At 66.0% G+C, this 16,823-nt stretch carries 18 protein-coding genes; 5 read left to right on the plus strand and 13 right to left on the minus strand.

The annotated features are described in order from the left end of the window. The first annotated feature begins 36 nt into the window (after window positions 1-36). Window positions 37-732 (plus strand): class I SAM-dependent methyltransferase, encoded by a 696-nt coding sequence (locus tag OSB52_RS10905; RefSeq protein WP_235723513.1) that lies wholly within the window; start codon window positions 37-39, stop codon window positions 730-732. 85 nt (window positions 733-817) lie between these two features. On the opposite strand, the gene OSB52_RS10910 is transcribed toward OSB52_RS10905, so the two are convergent. The 4 genes from OSB52_RS10910 to OSB52_RS10925 form a co-directional block, all read right to left on the minus strand. Next, window positions 818-1,789, minus strand: coding sequence for a hypothetical protein (locus OSB52_RS10910; protein WP_266061643.1), 972 nt, complete (start codon window positions 1,787-1,789; stop codon window positions 818-820). Between the two features lie 146 nt (window positions 1,790-1,935). Then, entirely contained in the window at window positions 1,936-2,685 is a 750-nt protein-coding gene (locus OSB52_RS10915; RefSeq protein ID WP_266061644.1) for an SDR family NAD(P)-dependent oxidoreductase, read from the minus strand. Continuing rightward, a complete protein-coding gene (locus tag OSB52_RS10920) occupies window positions 2,682-3,629 on the minus strand; it encodes an alpha/beta hydrolase (protein ID WP_266061645.1) in 948 nt (315 codons plus the stop codon). The genes OSB52_RS10915 and OSB52_RS10920 overlap by 4 nt, the downstream gene beginning before the upstream one ends. Beyond that, window positions 3,626-5,023, minus strand: coding sequence for a flavin-containing monooxygenase (locus OSB52_RS10925; RefSeq protein WP_266061646.1), 1,398 nt, complete (start codon window positions 5,021-5,023; stop codon window positions 3,626-3,628). The genes OSB52_RS10920 and OSB52_RS10925 overlap by 4 nt, the downstream gene beginning before the upstream one ends. Window positions 5,024-5,145: 122 nt before the next feature. Here OSB52_RS10925 and OSB52_RS10930 point away from each other — a divergent pair, with 122 nt between their 5' ends. Then, window positions 5,146-5,793: a TetR/AcrR family transcriptional regulator gene (locus OSB52_RS10930; RefSeq protein WP_266061647.1), complete on the plus strand. Its 648-nt coding sequence runs from the start codon at window positions 5,146-5,148 to the stop codon at window positions 5,791-5,793. A gap of 110 nt (window positions 5,794-5,903) precedes the next feature. Here the strand turns inward: OSB52_RS10930 and OSB52_RS10935 are convergent, their stop codons facing one another. The 5 genes from OSB52_RS10935 to OSB52_RS10955 all read right to left on the minus strand — a co-directional run bounded on the left by OSB52_RS10935 (window position 5,904) and on the right by OSB52_RS10955 (window position 11,622). Beyond that, window positions 5,904-6,758, minus strand: coding sequence for an LLM class F420-dependent oxidoreductase (locus tag OSB52_RS10935; protein WP_266061648.1), 855 nt, complete (start codon window positions 6,756-6,758; stop codon window positions 5,904-5,906). 65 nt (window positions 6,759-6,823) lie between these two features. After that, the gene (locus OSB52_RS10940; RefSeq protein WP_266061649.1) at window positions 6,824-7,870 is read right to left on the minus strand and encodes a prenyltransferase/squalene oxidase repeat-containing protein; all 1,047 of its coding nucleotides are present in this window, start codon (window positions 7,868-7,870) and stop codon (window positions 6,824-6,826) included. Then, window positions 7,867-8,607, minus strand: a complete 741-nt coding sequence (locus tag OSB52_RS10945) for a class I SAM-dependent methyltransferase (RefSeq protein ID WP_235723505.1) — start codon at window positions 8,605-8,607, stop codon at window positions 7,867-7,869. Before OSB52_RS10945 ends, OSB52_RS10940 begins: the two co-directional genes overlap by 4 nt. 57 nt (window positions 8,608-8,664) lie before the next feature. Beyond that, entirely contained in the window at window positions 8,665-9,942 is a 1,278-nt protein-coding gene (locus OSB52_RS10950) for a glycosyltransferase family 4 protein (RefSeq protein ID WP_266061650.1), read from the minus strand. 3 nt (window positions 9,943-9,945) lie between these two features. After that, window positions 9,946-11,622: an FAD-dependent oxidoreductase gene (locus OSB52_RS10955; RefSeq protein WP_266061651.1), complete on the minus strand. Its 1,677-nt coding sequence runs from the start codon at window positions 11,620-11,622 to the stop codon at window positions 9,946-9,948. 120 nt (window positions 11,623-11,742) lie between these two features. On the opposite strand from OSB52_RS10955, the gene OSB52_RS10960 reads away from it, so the two are divergent. From OSB52_RS10960 to OSB52_RS10970, 3 genes are read left to right on the plus strand one after another with little or no spacing between them, the layout of a single operon-like run. Continuing rightward, entirely contained in the window at window positions 11,743-12,552 is an 810-nt protein-coding gene (locus OSB52_RS10960; protein ID WP_266061678.1) for an acyl-[acyl-carrier-protein] thioesterase, read from the plus strand. 41 nt (window positions 12,553-12,593) lie between these two features. Next, window positions 12,594-12,842, plus strand: a complete 249-nt coding sequence (locus tag OSB52_RS10965; RefSeq protein WP_266061652.1) for a type II toxin-antitoxin system Phd/YefM family antitoxin — start codon at window positions 12,594-12,596, stop codon at window positions 12,840-12,842. Then, a complete protein-coding gene (locus OSB52_RS10970; RefSeq protein WP_372512400.1) occupies window positions 12,839-13,219 on the plus strand; it encodes a PIN domain-containing protein in 381 nt (126 codons plus the stop codon). The genes OSB52_RS10965 and OSB52_RS10970 overlap by 4 nt, the downstream gene beginning before the upstream one ends. A gap of 10 nt (window positions 13,220-13,229) precedes the next feature. Here the strand turns inward: OSB52_RS10970 and OSB52_RS10975 are convergent, their stop codons facing one another. The 4 genes from OSB52_RS10975 to OSB52_RS10990 form a co-directional block, all read right to left on the minus strand. Further along, a complete protein-coding gene (locus OSB52_RS10975) occupies window positions 13,230-13,775 on the minus strand; it encodes a DUF3558 domain-containing protein (protein WP_235723500.1) in 546 nt (181 codons plus the stop codon). After that, entirely contained in the window at window positions 13,772-14,674 is a 903-nt protein-coding gene (locus OSB52_RS10980; protein WP_235723499.1) for a DUF3558 family protein, read from the minus strand. The genes OSB52_RS10975 and OSB52_RS10980 overlap by 4 nt, the downstream gene beginning before the upstream one ends. A 76-nt stretch (window positions 14,675-14,750) precedes the next feature. Continuing rightward, window positions 14,751-14,945 (minus strand): hypothetical protein, encoded by a 195-nt coding sequence (locus OSB52_RS10985; protein WP_235723498.1) that lies wholly within the window; start codon window positions 14,943-14,945, stop codon window positions 14,751-14,753. 90 nt (window positions 14,946-15,035) lie between these two features. After that, window positions 15,036-16,733, minus strand: a complete 1,698-nt coding sequence (locus OSB52_RS10990; RefSeq protein ID WP_266061654.1) for a hypothetical protein — start codon at window positions 16,731-16,733, stop codon at window positions 15,036-15,038. Window positions 16,734-16,823 lie beyond the last annotated feature (90 nt).

Here is a 16,823-nt window from a genome sequence, read left to right on the forward strand (position 1 = left end):
CTGTGCGCCGGGGGTCGACCGGATAGGATCTGCCTCATGACCGGATCGTCGACGCGGATGTCCGCAGCACCTTCTCCCGAACGTCTCGAGGTGGCCGAGCAGGCCCCCGGTTTCATGCCGCTCGACGAGGCGCAGACCCTGTTCGAGATCGCCGGAGAGTATCTGTCACAGCCGAATTCGACCCGGATCGGGGTGGAGATCGGAACCTACTGCGGCAAGTCGACGGTATTCCTGGGTGCGGCGGCCGAGTCGGCGGGGGCAACGATCGTGACCGTCGACCACCATCGCGGTTCCGAGGAACACCAGCCTGGCTGGGAATACCACGACACCTCGCTGGTGGACCCGCACACCGGCACCCTGGACACCTCGGCACGATTCCGACGCACCATGTACGACGCCGGGCTCGAGGGCACGGTCATCGGCATGCTCGCCGGATCGGCGACGGCAGCGAAGGTGTGGGGTAAACCCGCCGACTTCGTGTTCATCGACGGCGGCCACAGCATGGCTGCCGCGCAGAACGACCTCGACGGCTGGGCCCCGTGGGTCCGCATCGGTGGCGCCTTACTCATCCACGACGTGTTCCCGAATCCCGCGGACGGTGGCCGCCCGCCGTTCGAGATCTACCAGCAGGCGCTGGCCACCGGTCAATTCACCGAGGTCCGCGCCGAGGGCTCGCTGCGCGTGCTGCGTCGCGACGCCGGCACCCCCGGCGAGCCCCTCCCCCACCCCTAGCCACGCACGGCCGGTTCCTCCCCCGGGTATCACCAGACTCTCCACGAGTTCAGAGGGGGTCTGGCGATACCCGGGGGAAGAACCGTCACTGGACAATGCCGGCCGCCCGAAGCGCAGCGATCACCCTGGGATGGAGCACCTTTGGCCGTCGCGCGTCGGACCATGTCCAACGAACGACCTGTGGCCCTGTGGCTCGAATCGCGTCCTCACGCAGCTTCTCGTCGTAGATGACATCCTCGGGCAAGCGGTCGTCAGCGAACGGCTTCGTACGGTGATACTTGAAACGCCCGTCGAACTCGCCGACCACTCGGAGCCGCCCGCTGCGATCACGCCAGCCGAAGTCACCGCGTACCGTCTGTCGGCGCCCCCCGAGCTCGACCTCGATCTCAACTTGCAACTCAGGAACGGGGATCAAGGGACAGTCGGCCAACCCGACACGACTCACGGTTTCACCAACACTCTCCGACAGGCCGTTGGCCAACACCAACGCCGACCGCAGCATCGCAATGCCGCGTCGGCGGGACAGGAGCTTGAGCTGCGTGTCGAGTTCGGCTGTCGTCACACCGAGGTGAAGCCCCGAGTCGAGGACGCAGACTGCCTGCACGAGGGTGCCCATCCGCGCAACGTCGCACACCGATCGAGCCAGCGATGTCACCTGGGTGTCGTCGACGACGACGATGTCGGATTCGCGTAACGCCGCTTGATGGATGATGCCGCGTTTGATGTGCTTTCCCGTTGTGGTGGAGGTGAAGTGGACCAGCGAGAAGTCCGGGTTCAACATCGGGATGCGATGCATGGCTGCCGCCGAGAAGTGGCTGGCCGTGCGATTGGGGCCACCGTTGAGCGACGCCGCAATCACCGTGGCGCGGTATCTTTCCAACTTGGCCGCGTATGACAGCGTCGATTCGTCTCCGGCAACGGGTAGATAAGCTCCGTGCCAGACCCGCTGCGAACTTCCGGCATGCACCTCTCGGTTCAGCTCGCTGTCGGTCCGGCCGGCACGGATCGCGTCTGCGCGGAAGACGAGATCGCGGGGACCGATGTTGTTCTTGTCCATGGACCGTGATCATGCCCGCTTCCGAGCACAACGCGATTCATCCATCCACAGGCCCACTCCCCATGGTTCGTCCCCCGGGAATCGCCATCTCCCCCTCAAACGCACGGAGAACCTGCGGATACCTGGGGGACGAACACCCAAGGCAGTCAGGACGATAGGGCGCGGATCTTGCCGAGTACGTCCGGGTAGCGTTGCAAGTGGGCGCCGCCGTTGAGGTCGAAGGCGGAGCCAGTGATCCACGCAGCCTTCTCGGAGGCGAGGTACGCGGCCATGTCGGCCACCTCTGCCGGACGGCCGCTGCGACCGAGCGGGGTGTTCTCGAGGTACTCGTCGACGAGGCCCGGCACCAGCGCGAGACCTTCGGTGAGGGGCGTGTCGACGAGGCCGGGAGAGATGGCGTTGACCCTGATCTTGCGCGGCGCCAGTTCGAGGGCCGCGACCTCGACCAACATGGTGACCCCGGCCTTCGCTGCACAGTAGGCGCCCATCCCGGCCCCGGGTTGGCGACCGTTGAGCGAGGAGATCACCGTGATGCTGCCGCCGTCGACGATCCGTTGCCCGGCGTGCTTGAGCACCAGGAACGACCCGGTGAGACATACGTCGATGCTGGTCTGCCACTGGTCGAGTCCCAGTTCGGTGAGCGCTCCGGGAACGGTGAGACCGGCGCAGCTGACCACCGCCTCGAGATCGTCGAGTGACGCGAATCCTGCGGCAACCGACGACTCGTCGGTGACATCCAGGGTGACCGCACGGCCGCCGATCTCCTCTGCCGCGGCGAGGGCGGCATCGCTGTTCACATCGGCGACCACCACCGAGAACCCCTCGGCAGCAAGCGCCCTCGCCGTGGCCAGCCCGATGCCCGATGCGCCGCCGACGACGACCGCGGTGCGTGTCATCGTGGCACCCCCTCAGCGGCATCGGCCCGATCGCCGGCGAGGTGGCGGGTCAGGAAGGCTATCTGATGGGCGACCGCGGGTTCGAACCAGTCATTGCCCTCTAAGACGTCGAAATGGTCGCAGGGGTAATGCCGAACCTCGGCGCGCGCCTTGAACCCGGCCTTGGCCGCAGCATGTGGTGGCGCACCCTGGTCGAGGTCCGCGATCTGCATGAGCACTGGCGCCGTGACGTTTTCGGCGGCCTTGTCGGCGCGGAAGCTGCCCAGTTCCAAGCCAACCGAGGCGTCGACCTCGTTGCGCCATGACGGCCCCGCGATGGCGAGGTAGCTGTCGTAGAAGCCGGGCGAGGTCAGTGCGGCCTTCTCCCCCGGCCGGCCGACGACCGGCATCATCGTCGGCGCACGGCCGGTCTTGACGGCCAGCGTACTGCCGATGCCGACCGCGGCGGAACGCAGCATGGCGGCGGCGCCGACCTGCGGGTAGTGGTGGATTCCGGCAGCGAGCCCGTTGACGAGCGGCACCATGGTGATCACCGCCGCGATGTCGGTGCGGCCGCCGCCGACGATGAGCGCATGACCGCCCGATTGCGATATCCCCCAGAGAATCACCCGAGTGGGATCGACTCCCGGTTGACGCTTCGCGGCGACGATGGCCGCACGGTAGTCATCGGCCTGACCGGTCATCGAGATCCGCTGGCGCGGTGCTCCGTCGGATAGGCCGAAGCCGCGATAGTCGAAGGCGAACACCGCCAGACCCGCGTCGGCGAGCCGACGCGCGTACGGTTCGAGGCCGGAATCCTTGGTGCCGGCAAAGCCATGCGCCATCACCACGACGGGACGTCCGGAGGGCGCATCGAAGGCCGAATCCGTTGCGCCGGCGAAGAACCAGGCGTCACATGCGGTGCCGTGCGAATCGAAGGTCACGGTCTGTCGGTTGATTGTCATTCCTGCGCTCCCGCCGCCACCGCGGTCCGCTGCTGCGCGCGCTCGCCTACCCGCGACCATGGCGGGCTTCCCTGCGCTGCTGCACGTTTCATCCCGGACGGAATCTCCTTGGTGCGAATGTCGTGTTCGTAGAGATAGTGGTCGAGTTGTTGAGTGTGTCGCGGGCGGTCCAGCATGTGTCCGGTGAAGAACTGCATGTCCTCGGCAATGACCCGTCGCATGTCGTCGACACCCGGTAGCCGATAACGGCCGACCGCGTAGGCACCGATGAGCCGCGATTGGCATTCCACGAACGGGAACAGGGTCGGCGTCGCCTGCGCGAACCCGGCGAAGACGAGATCGTCGATGCCTGGGTAGAACATCCGCTTGTAGAGGTCGATGCGATTGTCGGGCGCACTGATGAAGTCCGGATCGAAGAACGGAAAGGTGATGTTGTATCCGGTTGCGTAGATGATGATGTCGAAGTCATCGGATGTGCCGTCCTCGAAGTGCACGGTCGAACCGTCGAGTCGGGAGATGTTCGGTTTCGGGATCACATCACCGGATCCGAGGCGTAGCGGCAGTTCCACCGACTGCGTCGGATGTGCCTCGAAGAACTTGTGATTCGGCGTCGGCAGGCCGTAGTCCTCGGGTCGACCAGCGGTCATCGGCTGCATCACCTGCATGAACTTGCGCTGCCACGACCACGGGATGTACGGCGAGGTGTGGTAGTACTTGTCGGCCGGTTGCCCGGCGAAGTATTTCGGCACGATCCACGCGCCCGAACGAGTGGACAGCGTGAGCGTGTTGTCGAGCGCCTTCGACGACAACTCGACCGCGATGTCGGCGGCGCTGTTCCCAAGCCCTACCACCAGGATTCGTTTGCCGGTGAAGTCGTGTGGGGTCTTCGGATCGATGTAGTGGTGGGCATGCATCTCGAGGCCGTCGAAGGTGCCCGGGAAGTCGGGCAGGCGCGGGTCCCAGTGATGGCCATTCGCCACGATCAGCAGGTCGAAGTAGCGGGTCTCACCGCACTCGGTGGACAGTTCCCAGCCGCCCTCATCGAGCCTGCGGACGTGGGTGACACCGTTGCGGAACTCGATGTTGTCCAGCAATCCGAAGGCCTCGGCGTAGGAGTCCAGATACGCCTTGATCTGGGTGTGGTGTGGGAAGTCGGGGTACTCCTTGGGCATCGGGAAGTCACGGAAGCTCAGCTGATGCTTGGAGGTGTCGATGTGCAGGGAACGATAGGCGCTGCTGTGCCCGTTCGGATTGCCGAAAGCCCAATTTCCCCCGATCCGATCCGAGGATTCGAAACAGGTGTACGGCACGCCGTAGTCCGCCAGCATCTTGCCGGCGGTGAGGCCGCTGATGCCGGCCCCGATGATTGCGGTTCGCGGTAGGTACGTGGTCATGTTTCCTCATCGAACGGCCCACAACGACAGGCAGTAGACAGATTGCATATTCTGTCTACCGCATCCGGGCTGGCGATGTGGACAGAATCCGGGATTTGTCTACGATTTGCTAGGGTTCGGTTGTGAGCGAGGCATCGACCGACAGCCGTCCGACCAGCACGGTGAGCGGCCGACTCCTGGACTCGACGGAGAAGCTGCTCGCCGACAAAGGAATTCGCGCCACCACGATGCAGCAGGTGGCCGAGACCGCGGGAGTTTCACGCGCGTGGCTTTATCGCCACTTTCCCGACAAATCCACCCTGATCGGCGCCGCGATCGTGCGATTGAACGAATCGTTCTGGTCCGGTGCCGTCGGCGAACTCGATCGAATCGAGGGGTTCGACCGGCAAGTGGCGGCCGGGGTGCGGATCGGACGTGGCGCCTACGACGACCCGGGCACCTTGCTGATGCGCCTGCGGACCGAGGAGCCCGACGACTTCGCGGCGTGTGCCGGCGCGGGTGTCAGCGGCCTGGTACCCGATCTGTCGGCGTTCTGGCGCCCGTACGTCGAAGCGGCCACCGACCGCGGCGAGATCCACCCCGCCCACGACCTCGCCGAGGTCTCCGAATGGGTTGCCCGCGTGCTGATCAGTCTCGGGACGGTGCCGTCGGAGACCATCGACCCCGACGATCCGGACGCGGTGCTGCGGCATGTGCGGAGATATCTCATGCCCGGTTTGCGGGCTGATCCGCGGGACGTGGCGGGTGGTCTCGATACGCCGCTCGGCTAGCGCCTCGCGACTACTCGACCAGCAGTACAAAGCGCGACCCAACCAGCAGTACAAAGCGCGACCCGACCAGCGGTTGGGACGCAACCCCAGGCAGGGCTCGGGGGTCCGGATCAGACGCCGACGGGCGTGAGCCCGAGCTTGCCGGCCAGTTTCGCGAGGTACCCACTCGCCCGCTCAACGCTGTCGTCGGGCAGTCCGTAGAGCACCTGGGTCACGCCGATCTCACGCCAATTCTCGAGCTTCTCGGCCACCGGCTTGAAGTCGAGGACCACGATCTGCGGATCGCCGGCCCGCCCCGCATCGGACCAGATCTGCTTGAGCAGGGTCACGGAGCCCTCGATGTCGTCCTCACCCGGAGTGGTGATCCATCCGTCGGCGCTGCGCGTGATCCACTTGAAGTTCTTTTCGTTGCCGGCCGCACCGACCAGGGTCGGGATGTGCTGTTGGGGTTTCGGCCACGCCCAGCTGGTACCGAAATCGACGAACTCGCCGTGGTATTCGGCTTCCTCGTCGGTCCACAGCGCGCGCATCGCCTCGAGATACTCGCGCAGCATCGTCCGGCGACGCTTCGGTGGCACGTTGTGATCGGCGAGTTCGTCGAGGTTCCAGCCGAATCCGACGCCCAAGGTGAGGCGTCCACCCGAGATGTGGTCCAGCGTCGCAAGCGTCTTGGCGAGCGTGATCGGATCGGACTGGACCGGCAACGCAACCGCAGTGGCCAGCCGAATCCGTTCGGTCACCGCGGCCGCAGCGGCCAGCGAGGTCCAGGGGTCCAGGGTGCGCATGTAGCGATCGTCGGGCAGTGTCTCGTCGCCGGTCTGCGGGTGGGCCGCATCGCGCCGCGTCGGGATGTGTCCATGCTCGGGCACGAAGTACGACGCGAAGCCGGCCTCCTCGATCAACGGGGCCAGCACCTGGGGCTTCAGCCCACGGTCGCTGGTGAACTGCACGATTCCGAATTCCATGGACCCTCCCGCGCGACGTGGCGATCGCGGCCGCCCACACCTTGGACGGCTGACTGGACACCAGTCTAGGTGACTTCCTGCCCGAGGACCAGGGTTTGCCGGACGTCGCGGAAAATTCCTTCGCCGGCGCTTGTCCGGCTGATCGCGTCGGCCGCCAGCACCACGGCCGCCGACGTCCAGCAACTCTTCTCGACCGGCCAGCGCTTCCCGTCGGAGAACACCAGTCCCGTCCAATAGGAGCCGTCGGGGTCGCGCAGATGCTGGATGGATTCGACCAGTGTGATGGCGTCTGCGGTGTCCCCGAGCGCGTCGAGCGCCAGCGCCAGCTCACACGTCTCCGCCCCGGTGACCCACGGCCGGTGGTCGACGCACCGGATACCCAATCCCCCCACCACGAATTCGTCCCAGCGGCGGGCGATGTGCTCCTGACCCGCACGTCCGCGCACAGCACCACCGAGGATCGGGTAGTACCAGTCCATCGAATGATCTGACGGCGGCTCGAAGTTCTCCGGGCGCTCACGGATGACGTTGCCGAGCGCGGCATGTGCGGTCGCCCACGATGATTCCGGCTGCCCCATCTCGTCGGCGATCCGCAAGGCACAGTCGATGGCCTGGAAGATACTGGCATTACCGGTGATCTGGGCCTGGTCGAACATCGCGCCGGTGCGATGATCGCCACCCCAGCGGAACGCGCCGTCGGGACGTTGGAACTTCATCACCAGATCCATCGCCGACCACACCGTCGGCCACATCTCGTCGAGAAACGCGGTGTCACCGGTGATCAGATAGTGATGCCACACCCCGACCGCGATGTAGGCACAGAAGTTGCTGTCGATGTTCGGGTCCTGCACGCGACCCTCGATCATCCGGATCGGCCACGACCCGTCCTCGCGCTGATGCCGATGCGACCACGCATAGGCCGCTTCGGCCTCGGCGATCCGACCGGTCACCGACAGTGCCATCGCCGACTCCACATGGTCCCACGGGTCGGTCTGACCACCCGGAAACCACGGCAGCGCCCCGGAATCCTCCTGCATCGCCGCGATCGCGGCACCCGTGGCGTCGACCTGCTCGGCGGTCAGTACCCCTGCGATCGCCGGTTGCGGTGTCACCTGCCCGCGGCGTCGGCGCCGGCGTTGCCCGGCTTGCGCAGGTACAACGCGACCGACTTGCCGATGAATGGGTTGAGTGCCTGCTCACCGACACGGGTCAGCCACGGCTTGCTCATCATGTCCCACACCAGCAGCTGATGATAGCCCTTGACCAGGAAGTTGTCGTTGTTCTCCACGCCCACAGCGCATTTGATCCACCAGTACGGCGCGTGCAGAGCATGCGCGTGATCGGTACCGGTGACCTCGAGGCCGGCTTGCGTCAACTTGCCGGCGAGTTCGGACGCCTTGTAGATGCGCACATGCCCACCCTCGACCTCGTGATACTCGTCCGATAGCGCCCAGCACACCTTCTCCGGCCAGTACCTCGGCACCGTCACTGCGCCGACGCCGCCGGGCTTGAGGATGCGCACCATCTCGGCGATCGCGGCCTCGTCACTCGGGATGTGCTCGAGGATCTCCGACATGAGGACCACGTCAAAGCTGTTGTCGGCGTATGGAAGCCGCAGCGCGTCACCGACCTCGGCGCGCGCCTTGGCATCGCTGGGCACATGGCCTTCGGCCATCATCGCGTCGAACATCTCGGCGACGTCGGCCATGTCCTGCTCGGACTGGTCGAAGGCGATGACGTCCGCGCCACGGCGGAACATCTCGAAGGAGTGCCGGCCCTGTCCCGCCCCGATGTCGATCGCCTTGGTCTGCGGACCCACCCCCAGGCGGTCGAAATCCACTGTCAGCACGCGTTCTTCTCCTTTGTGTCGATCCGGTGTCGCGCGAACGGCCTTCGGCGCGCCAGGTCACCGCGCAGTGGTGAGTCCCGAGCCGCTCTGTTCGGCGCCGACCCGCTGCAGCACTGTCTCATAGTGTGCCGCGGTTTTGGCGGCGACCGCCGCCCAGCTGTAGCGTTCCTCCACCCGGCGGCGCCCCCCCTCACCGAGTCGACTGCGCAGCTCCGCGTCGTCGAGCAGCCGTTCGATCGCCTGCGCCAGCGCACCCGAGTCGCGCGGCGGCACCAGCATCGCGGCCTCCTCGCCGGTTCCGACGACCTCGGGAATCGCGCCCGCCCGTGTGGCGACCAGCGGCGTGGCGCAGCTCATCGCCTCCACCGCGGGCAGCGAGAATCCCTCGTACAGCGAGGGCACACAAGCGACCTCGGCGGAGGCGAGCAGATCGGCCATCTCCTCGTCCTCGAGACCGGAGACCACCCGCACCTTGTCCCGGATGGCGAGATCGTCGATCATTCTGGCCGACGGGCCGTTCGGGTCCAATTTGGACACCAACACGAGTTCGACGGCGCGTTCGGCGCTGAGTTTGGCGACTGCCTCCAGGAGATACGAGACGCCCTTCAATGGCGCGTCCGCACTTGCGACGCAGGCGATCCGACCGGGCACGCGCTCAACACCCGGCTTGAACACCGCCGTGTTCACCCCGAGCGGGATCGTGGTGATGCGGCCCGACGGGATGTCGAAGGCCTTGCGGATGTCCACCTCACTGCTGCGAGACACCGTCAGCAGCTCCGGAATGCGTCGGGATACCCGACCCTGCATCCGCAGGAAGGAATGCCAGCGCCATGCGGTGATCTTGCGCCAGCCCTTGGCGGCTTTCACCGCGAGCGTGCGATCGCGGGTGATCGGATGATGGATCGTCGCGATCAGTGGGAAACCGGCCTTCTGGATGTCGAGGAGACCGTAACCGAGACATTGGTTGTCGTGCACGATGTCGAAATCGTCGCGCCGTTGTCTGAGCATCCGCGCCACCCGCAGGCTGAACGTCAGCGGCTCACCGAAACTCGCCGTCCACATCGAACCGACCTCGAGGGCGTCAATCCAGTCGCGGTACTCCCCGGGCCGCGGCGTGCGGAACGGGTCCGGTTCGTCATAGAGCGCCATGCTGGGCACCTTGGTGAGCTTCACCCCGGCGTCGATGGCCACCTGGTCGAGCTCGGGATAGGGCTGGCCGGAAAAGATCTCGACCTCGTGTCCGAGCAGCGCGAGCTCACGGGACAGATGCCGGACGTAGACCCCCTGGCCGCCACAGTGCGGCTTGCTGCGATACGACAGCAGTGCGACGCGCATCCCTTACACCGGTTCCATGCCGGCGGCGGTCTCGAACTCGGTGACCGCGACGATCTTCACGCGGCGGCGACCGGCAGATTTGCCCGCGTCGCGCTCGGCGGCGTCGATCGCCTTCCAGCCCGCCAGATCGATTCGTCGCGCACCCCGATCGGAGACGATGTCGGCGACATCGTCACGCACCACGGTCGGCGCAGGCAGAGCGCCGTCGACGAAGTCGCGCAGCACCGCCTCCGCGGTTTCCTGCCCACATATCCGGTTCATCCCGATCCCCCCGGTCGCGCCTCGTTTGATCCAACCCGTCACGAACAGGCCGGGCATGACGTCGCCATCGGCCACCGCCTGCACCCGCCCGTCCGCATTGGGCACCACACCCTTGACCTCGTCGAACGGCAAGTCCATCACCGGCACACCGCGATAGCCGATGGCCCGCAGCACCACACCGGTCGTCAACTCGAAGCGCTCGTCGGTCGGCGTGACCGCGATCCGCTCGGTGCCCGGCGCGTAGGCATTGCGCACGCAGGTCAGCGACTCGACATGTCCATCGCCGCCGATCTCCACCGGCGAGACCAGGAAGCGGAACACGATGCGACGGTTGCCGTCGGCGGTGGGTCGTTCGGCGAACTCGCGGGCCAGCCGGATCTTGGTGGCGATGGTCGAGTCGAGCGTGTCGTCGTCGAGCGCCGCCTCGGTGGCGGCATCGAGAACGAGGTCGTCGGGGTCGATGACCACGTCGACGCCCTCGACGTCACCGAGCGCGAGGAACTCGCTGTTGGTGTAGGCGGCCTGCGCGACACCGCGCCGGGCCAGCAGGACGACCTCCCGGACATTGGACTCCCGCAACGCGGCGAGCGCGTGGTCGGCGATGTCGGTCTTTGCCAACTCCTCGGGATCGCTCACCAGGATGCGGGCGACGTCGAGGGCGACGTTGCCGTTGCCGATCACCACCGCCCGTTCCGAAGACAGGTCGACGTCGAGGTCGGCGTAATCGGGATGGCCGTTGTACCAGGCGACGAACTCGGTGGCGGGGATCGAACCGGAGAGGTCTTCGCCCTCGATGCCGAGCCGCTTGTCGGTCGCGGCGCCGACGGCGTAGATCACCGCGTGGTAGCGCTCGGCGAGCTCGGCGTGCGTGATGTGCTTGCCCACCTCGACGTTGAGGAAGTACTGGAAATTGCGTTTGGCCGCGGTGGCCGCGAACGTCTTCTCGACCCCCTTGGTCGGGGCGTGATCGGGCGCGACGCCGGCGCGGACCAGGCCGTAGGGCGTGGGCAGCCGATCGAACATGTCGACCTTGACCTGGGGTTTGCGCACGAGTTCCTCGGCGGCGTAGAAGGCCGCCGGGCCGGCGCCGACGATCGCGACGTGCAGCTCACCGTCGGGCAACTGGGGTGCCTTCTTGGGCGGTACGAGCCCACCTTCGACGTCATGGTCCTTGTAGTAGTCGGCGTTGATCTGCAGATAGGGCTCGTCACGCTCTTCGAGCTGGTCATCGGGCAGGATCGCCTCGACCGGACACTCGTCGATGCACGCACCGCAATCGATGCAGGTCTCCGGATCGATGAACAACATCTCCGCGGTGAAGAACTCCGGTTCGTCCGGAGTGGGGTGGATGCAGTTGACCGGACACACGCTGACACAACTGGCGTCGTTGCAACATGGTCGGGTGATCACATGCGCCATCTGCTGTTTCCTCGAAATCCGACACGTGGAACGTGTTCTAGTTTTTCCGTCCTGAGTATCTTAACTGTAAAGATACCGGCGGCCGAAAGTAGGGACCGAGTGAGCGCCTCACCCAGCGGGATGGACAGCCAACCACTGCGGGATCGAAAGGATGGTGCACGGCACTTCGAAGTCGCCTACCGAGTCCGCACCGGCGACATCGACCAGCAGATGCGGCTACGACTCGACGCGGTGGCGCGCTACCTGCAGGATGTCGCAAACGACAACATCGAGGCCACCGACTACAGCCACAGCGATCCCTTCTGGATCGTGCGACGCACCGTCATCGACGTCATCCGACCCATCTCGTGGCCCGCGACGGTCACCGCGCAACGGTGGTGCGGCGCGCTGTCGACTCGCTGGACCAACATGCGAGTGCGTCTCACGGCCGAGCACGACACGAATCGGTTCAATCCGGAGCCACGGGAACCGGGCCTGATCGAGACCGAGGCCTTCTGGATCAACGTCAACGATCAGGGGATGCCGTCGCGGATCAGCGACGAGATGCTCGAGATGTTGTCGTCGATGACCGACGAGCACCGGCTGCGCTGGCGGTCGATGAACCCGGACAAGGCGCCCGCGGCCGACGAGGTCTCCCTGCCCGACCGCATCCATGTCCTGCGCATCACCGATTTCGACCCGTTCAAACACCTCAACAACGCGGCGTATCTGGAGGCGGTCGAAGACGAGCTGGTCGAGCATCCCGACCTCGCCGACGTTCCGCACCGCGCGGTGATCGAGTATCTTCGGCCGATCACGCCGGGTGTGTCCATCACCCTGCGCCGCGTGCGCGAGGCCGACCGTCTCCTGGTGTGGATGCTGATCCCCGACGCCGACGGCCAGCTGGTGGTGGCTGCGACGGTGTCGGTGACGAAGCTGCCGCCGGGGTGAAGAACCGGACGGTGAGGTAGCACAAGCGCTACACTGTACTGATGACGACCGTGGGACTGCGCGAACTGCGCCAAGACGCCTCTGAGCTGGTGCGACGAGTCGAGGCCGGCGAACAGATCACCATCACGGTGTCAGGTCGTCCGAGTGCTCGCCTCGTCCCTGCGGCCCCGCGAGCCTGGCGCCGGTGGCACGACATCCGCGACCTGTTCGCCGGTCCCTCCGACGCCGACTGGGCTACCGACCGCGAGACCATCGATCACGTTGTCGGTGATCCGTGGCTACCTCGGTGAGGGCGATTCTCGATACCAGCGTGGTTCTCGCCCCCGATGTTGGAGCGCTCGCAGGCGAGCTGGCGTTGAGCGCCATCACGGTGGCAGAACTGCACTTCGGTGTGCTCGTTGCCAAAGACGCAACGTCGCGGGCCGAGCGACTGCGGCGGCTGCTGATCATCGAGCGATCCTTCGATGCGCTGCCGGTCGACGAGGCGGTTGCAGCCGCATACGGCAAAGTGGCTGCTGCCGTACTCGAGGCGGACCGGCAACCTCGCGCACGCTCGCTGGATCTACTCATCGCGGCCACCGCACATGCCCATGACGCGCATCTCTACACGCGCAATCCGGCGGACTTCGTCGGTATCGACGAGTTGGTCCGGGTCATACCGGTCTGAGCCGCACCCGTCACTGACCACCGCTGAGCAGCAACTCCATCAGTTTGATCGGGGCCGCGCACGGGTCGGCCGGTACCGCCGACGTGCGGGGTTCGACCCACCAGGTGTAGACGCCCCGGCTCGGTGCGCGTGCGGTGACCCCGCAGACGGCCGGCCGATCCGGGTCACGCTGCGTGAACGCGGCCTGGCTGGCGACCTTGATGTTCTCGGTCTGGTAACCGAGTTCCTTGGCGGTGTCCTTCTCGACGTTCGGATCGCCCCACTCGAACCAGTTGAAGGTGACACCGGCGGTGGTGGTGCCCTCGACGATCCATCGGCAGATGGCGCCGTTGAAGGTGCCCCGGGCCACCGTCCCGCCCACCGCGTCGGCGATCTGCATCGGGGACAACACCGAGCATTCGAGCAGCAGATTGTCGAACTGGTCGGTGTCGACGTTGCCGGGCTGCTGATCGTCGGCGGCGCCAACGGCGACCGGGGTGCCGTCGACGCTGCAGCCGGTCGCCATCCCCAGGCTCATCAGCACCGCGGCGAGGACCGCGAGCAAGCGGCGCCTCATGACGCCCGCTCGATCGACAGTCGCGACAGCTCGCGGGCAGCGTCGCAGATCTGTTCGGTCGGCGGTGGCTGCTCACCGAGGAGCGCCTGCGTACCGGCGCTCACCGACCATTCGAAGAAGTCGGCGCCGAACGCGATGCCGATCTCGCAGATGCCGACGTCGGAGGCGATGAATCCACGGTGGCCGTCGATCTCGACGTCCTTGGTCGATTCGCGGGACAGTTGCTCGGTGGCGCGTTCGCGCCCGATCGGCGAACCGCGGTACCAGTTGAACGAGGTGACGGCGCCGGTGCGGTCACCGCTGCTGTCCCATTCGCACACCGACGGGTTGTTGACCGTGTTGGACAGGCCCGCGAACTTCGTGATCCGGGTGACCTCCTCGGTGGTCAGCCCGCCACACTCACCGAAGAACGGCCCTGCTCCGGCCTGCGCCGGCGCCTCAGGCGTATTGGGCGATGCCGGGTCGTCGGAGTCACCGGAGCCACCCGAGCACCCGGTGAGCACGACAGCGACGATCGCCACCGTCGCGATGAGGAAGCCGCCGCGCATCCGCAGACGGTCCAACTCACGGCGTTCGCGTTTGGTGGGCCGACCGGCGCCGCGGTCGCGTCGGGGCTGACTGGCCAGGACCTCGCGTGGCGGCGGTGGTGGGCTGCGGTCGATGAAACATTCGGCCGCCGCGGGCGCGGACACACGCTTGGCGATCAGTTTGGTCACCTCGACGATCCGTTCGTGCCCGTGCAAGCGGACGCGCACCTCGTCGCCGATGGTGACCGGTTGTGCCGGCTTCGCGGTGACGCCGTTGACACGGACGTGCCCACCGCGGCACGCCGCACCCGCCGCTGATCGGGTCTTGGTGAGCCGGATCGCCCAGATCCAACTGTCGACGCGGGTGGCCATTGCTCCTCTGCGTTGGTCGCTCGGGGTTGGTCGTTGCTCGGGTTTGGTCGCTCTGGGGTCAGTCGCTGCTCGGGGGTTACCGCTGACGGGTCAGGAAGTAGTAGCCGGCGCCCCCGGCCACGAGGCCGATGATCAGCGCAGGCCAGAACCCGAGAACCAACCAGAGCACCGCGAACACCACGATCGCCGGTGACACCGCGGCCACCGCCATCCCGGGATGCTGACGTACGACCTCCGACACCGCTTGACGTTTCGCTGGATCTACCGCCATGGCTCCTCCTTGGTGCGGCCGGTCAGGTGAAACTGATCGATTCCTCCACTGTAGCCAAGGAGAGCGGCCATCCCCGATGACGCCGCGGCGTCAGCCCTCGTCGACCGACGACGAACCCGCGTCACCTCCGTCCGCGGAGTTGTCACCGGAATCGGAATCCGCGTCGGACTCGGTGTCGTCGGTGCTATCAGCGGACCCGGTGTCGGCCGGGTCGGTGTCGGCCGGGTCGGTGTCGGAGGCGTCGGCCTCCGCACTGTCGGTATCGTCTGCGGCACCGTCGCCGGGTTCGGCCGACTCCGTTGGCGCCCCGGCGGTGGCGGAATCGGCGATGGTGTCGGAAGCATCGTCGGCGCGATGCTTGCCGACATACTCGGGCGTTACGTCGGCGATCCGGTGCTTGCCGACGTACTCTTCGGTCTCGTCGGCAGCGGACTCCGGCTCGACCTGGGCCGGCTCACTCAGCGCGGCAATCTGTTGCATCGTCGGCTCGACGTCCGGCGCCTCGGTCTCGCTCACCGCGAGAGTAGCGGTCGACGTCATCGACGAACTGGTGTCGGGAATGACGAACGGACCGGCCGACGGGATACCGAACGGGAATTCGATGTCAGTGATGTGCAGGACGGGCACGATCTCACCGGTGTCGAGTTCGCCGAGGGTCAGAATGGGTACGCCCAGATGGTTGGGCCGTTCCTGTCCGTTGACGGTGACCATCGGGTTGAGCGTGAGCTGCTGACCGAGCCAGTTGATGGTGGTCGATTCCTGCGTCCCATAGTCGCTGGTGAAGCGGACGAAGTTGCCGCTGAGCAGGTCGTAGTCCCCGGCGAAGCTCAGCCGGGCGAAGTCCTTGCTGAGGGTGAAGGGTTCGCCGTTGAGCAGTTGGGTGATGACCTGAGAGAAGACGCCCGACGGATCGGTGAGCACCGCCGACGGATCGGTCAGCGCGAACTGGACCTCGCCGTTTGGTTGTGACCACCGGAAGTCGAAGGTGCCCAGTACGTTCGCGCAGGCACCCACCTCCTCTGCGTACGCACCGGTCAGGCCGCCGTAGCAGCTGACCTGTTGGATACCGGGGATGTCGACGCCGGTGTCGAGCCCGAGGATGGTCACCGGGATGTCGTCGGTGGTCCACGCGTTGGCCATTCCAACGATCGCGAACGCGTAGGCGGTGCGCCCATCGCTGGCGCCCGCGGTCGCCAGGCTCAGCGGTAGGTAGGACACCGCGGTGGCATTGCCGCCCGTGGACGCCATCGCGAACTGGAATCCACTGCCGATCACCGTCGCAGAGCCCTCTGGCTCGAGCGCGTCGTCGATCGTCGCGTTCTCAATTCCGAGAAATTCGAGCAGACTCTGAACGAAAGGATCGTTCACGGCGCTCTGGATCGGTACGAACACGACACGCGGTGCCAGCTCGAGTTCTCCCGGCAAGACAATCGCGATACCGGTACCCGTGGATTCCTGGCAGTCGGCCCCACCGCTCACTCCTCCGCTCGCGCAGCCCTGAATCCGCCATTGGTCCAGCGCAGTTTGCGATGCGGGGTTGTTGACGATCGTGCCGATGACCTCACCCAGGCTCGCCGCGGGATTCAAATTGATCGACTCGATGAGGTCAATATCGTCGAAGATGTCTGCCTGAGCCTGCGCCGGCACCACCATCTGCCCCACACCAACCGCGGCGACGGTTGCCAAGGCGGCCACCCCGGCGGTGACACCGTGGCGTTTCTGCTTGCGGTTGCGTCGTCGTTCCACCTTCTGCGAACGCCGAATTCCGTTGCCGCCCATGTTGGTCATCCGTCCCAATCCCCTGTCCACCAGATGTGAGCGCGCTCATTGAACCATGTCCGAATCGTGCGGTGTGCGATTTCAAAGAAATGTTCAACG

This window comes from Gordonia aquimaris (genome assembly GCF_026262595.1).
Taxonomy (GTDB): domain Bacteria; phylum Actinomycetota; class Actinomycetes; order Mycobacteriales; family Mycobacteriaceae; genus Gordonia; species Gordonia tangerina.

Excerpts from the sequence above, each read along its gene's own strand:
- OSB52_RS10960 (WP_266061678.1), top strand. The coding sequence starts at position 11,743 with ATGGACAGCCAACCACTGCGGGATCGAAAGGATGGTGCACGGCACTTC.
- OSB52_RS10955 (WP_266061651.1), bottom strand. The coding sequence starts at position 11,622 with ATGGCGCATGTGATCACCCGACCATGTTGCAACGACGCCAGTTGTGTC.
- OSB52_RS10935 (WP_266061648.1), bottom strand. The coding sequence starts at position 6,758 with ATGGAATTCGGAATCGTGCAGTTCACCAGCGACCGTGGGCTGAAGCCC.
- OSB52_RS10950 (WP_266061650.1), bottom strand. The coding sequence starts at position 9,942 with ATGCGCGTCGCACTGCTGTCGTATCGCAGCAAGCCGCACTGTGGCGGC.
- OSB52_RS10965 (WP_266061652.1), top strand. The coding sequence starts at position 12,594 with ATGACGACCGTGGGACTGCGCGAACTGCGCCAAGACGCCTCTGAGCTG.
- OSB52_RS10975 (WP_235723500.1), bottom strand. The coding sequence starts at position 13,775 with ATGAGGCGCCGCTTGCTCGCGGTCCTCGCCGCGGTGCTGATGAGCCTG.
- OSB52_RS10915 (WP_266061644.1), bottom strand. The coding sequence starts at position 2,685 with ATGACACGCACCGCGGTCGTCGTCGGCGGCGCATCGGGCATCGGGCTG.
- OSB52_RS10985 (WP_235723498.1), bottom strand. The coding sequence starts at position 14,945 with ATGGCGGTAGATCCAGCGAAACGTCAAGCGGTGTCGGAGGTCGTACGT.
- OSB52_RS10990 (WP_266061654.1), bottom strand. The coding sequence starts at position 16,733 with ATGACCAACATGGGCGGCAACGGAATTCGGCGTTCGCAGAAGGTGGAA.
- OSB52_RS10980 (WP_235723499.1), bottom strand. The coding sequence starts at position 14,674 with ATGGCCACCCGCGTCGACAGTTGGATCTGGGCGATCCGGCTCACCAAG.
- OSB52_RS10925 (WP_266061646.1), bottom strand. The coding sequence starts at position 5,023 with ATGACCACGTACCTACCGCGAACCGCAATCATCGGGGCCGGCATCAGC.
- OSB52_RS10920 (WP_266061645.1), bottom strand. The coding sequence starts at position 3,629 with ATGACAATCAACCGACAGACCGTGACCTTCGATTCGCACGGCACCGCA.
- OSB52_RS10905 (WP_235723513.1), top strand. The coding sequence starts at position 37 with ATGACCGGATCGTCGACGCGGATGTCCGCAGCACCTTCTCCCGAACGT.
- OSB52_RS10910 (WP_266061643.1), bottom strand. The coding sequence starts at position 1,789 with ATGGACAAGAACAACATCGGTCCCCGCGATCTCGTCTTCCGCGCAGAC.